This window comes from uncultured Bacteroides sp. (assembly GCF_902491285.1).
In the GTDB taxonomy this organism is placed as follows: domain Bacteria; phylum Bacteroidota; class Bacteroidia; order Bacteroidales; family Bacteroidaceae; genus Bacteroides.
In genome coordinates this window covers 1-2,098 of sequence record NZ_CABUHK010000182.1, presented here as the reverse complement: position 1 = coordinate 2,098, position 2,098 = coordinate 1, and the positions used below count along the sequence as shown (strand labels likewise).

At 45.9% G+C, this 2,098-nt stretch carries 1 protein-coding gene; it reads left to right on the top strand.

The features are described 5' to 3' along the window. Positions 1-2,098, top strand: a 2,098-nt coding sequence (locus RDN93_RS22045) for a two-component regulator propeller domain-containing protein (protein ID WP_308747439.1), incomplete at both ends; no start/stop codon positions are given.

Below are 2,098 nucleotides of genomic sequence, written 5' to 3'. Positions count from 1 at the left end.
CCAACTACGGACATTCGTCAGAAAACGGCGGAAACAGTTATATGAATATAGTAACGATCTGCCGCCATCAGGATAACAATCAGATTTGGGTAGCCAGTACGGAGAAGTTGTATTTATTCGACTCGCGGGAGGAGAAGTTCTCCGTATTCGATAAACAGACGGAAGACGGGGCGACAGTCAACAGTACCTTCGGAATGGCTTATGACAATGACGGGCAGCTATGGATTGGGACAACCAACGGATTGTTCGTCTACAACGAGAAAAAAGGTACCTTGAAGCAGTATCTACATTCTCTTTCCGATCCTCATTCATTGCCGGACAATCACGTGTGGGTAATCTACAACGACTCATTCGGGACTATCTGGATAGGCACCCGGAATGGTTTGGCGAAATACAACCAACGGACAGACAATTTCACTGGGTATATATCCGAGGACACCTCTTTCGGACGTCCTGCCTGCAACGAGATTATCTCTTTGATGGAAAGTTCGCAGGGAGTATTATGGGCGGGCACATGGTACGGCGGACTGGCACGTTTCAATAAGGAGACAGGGCAATTCCGCTATTACTTCGGAGAAGGGGACACGCTTACCATCCCACGTATCCGCACCTTGTTTCAACGGACGGCCAACTCTTTCTATCTCGGCTCCGACGACGGGCTTTATACATTCAACACCATGACAGGAGAGTGTCTGCCCACCGACGACGAACAAAATAAAGAAAGTATCTATGCCTGTTATCAGGATAGGGAAGGGGGAATCTGGATCGGGACTTATTTCAGTGGAGTGAGTTACCTGTCTCCCAAGCATAAAGATATCGAGTGGTATTATCCCAATGGTACGGAAAATTCTCTTTCGGGAAATGTTATCAGCCAATTCTGCGAAGATCCCGACGGAAACATCTGGATTGCTACCGAAGACGGAGGACTGAACCTCTTTGATCCCCGCACAAAGAAGTTTAAAAACCATCTGTTGAGAAGCAGTAACCCTAATATCGGTTATCACAATATCCATGCACTATTGTACAATGAAGGAAAATTGTGGATTGGCAGTTTCTCCCGGGGATTATATATCCTGGATATTCAAACGGGAAAAATGAAAAACTATCGCCATAACCGCGCAAACCCACATTCAATTCCTAACGATCATATCTACTCCATCTATCAAACGAAGGATGGCAGCATTTATCTGGGAACGCTCTCCGGATTCTGCCAGTATGACCCGAAAAGTGACTCTTTCCGGACATTGGAACCTTTAAGCCATATCTTTATCTACGATATGGTTGAAGACCAACATGGGGATTTATGGCTGGCAAGCAAAAGGGACGGTATCTGGCGTTACAACCGCCAAACCGGCAAATTGCACAACTATCGCAACGATCCGGCAAATCCTGATTCTCCTTGTAGCAACTGGGTGATCCGTGTATATATCGATCACAAACAACATCTGTGGTTCTGTACCGAAGGTGGTGGCATCTGCCGTTATCACTATCGGGAGGACCGTTTTGAAAACTTCTCCACCAAAGAGAATCTGCCGAACAATATCATCTATGGCATACTGGACGATCAATCGGGTAACTATTGGCTTTCTTCCAACAGGGGACTGATCCGGTATGAGCCGCAAAACAAACGGGCACAACTCTATACCATCGAGGATGGATTGCAAAGCAACCAGTTCAATTTCCGCTCTTCCCTGCAAGCCAGTGACGGGAAATTCTATTTCGGTGGGGTGAACGGGTTCAATAGTTTCTATCCGTTCAAGTTATCTATTAATAAAGTAAGACCTACGGCGTCTATCCCGGCGGTATATATGCACAGCCCCGATGACAAGGTAAGCCTTAGCAAGCGTATACCTGCCCTTAGCGGACAGGTAACGATTCCTTATCAGGTGGTATCGTTCGACATTACATTCGAAAGTCTTAGTTATGTGGCTTCCGGCAAGAATTTATATGCCTACAAACTGGATGGTATTCACAAAGAATGGATATACACGGATAAACATAACGTATCTTTTCTCAACCTGCCTCCGGGTGAATATACTTTCCGTGTGAAAGCCAGTAACAACGATGAATATTGGAGCAATGACGACTGTTGCCTGCA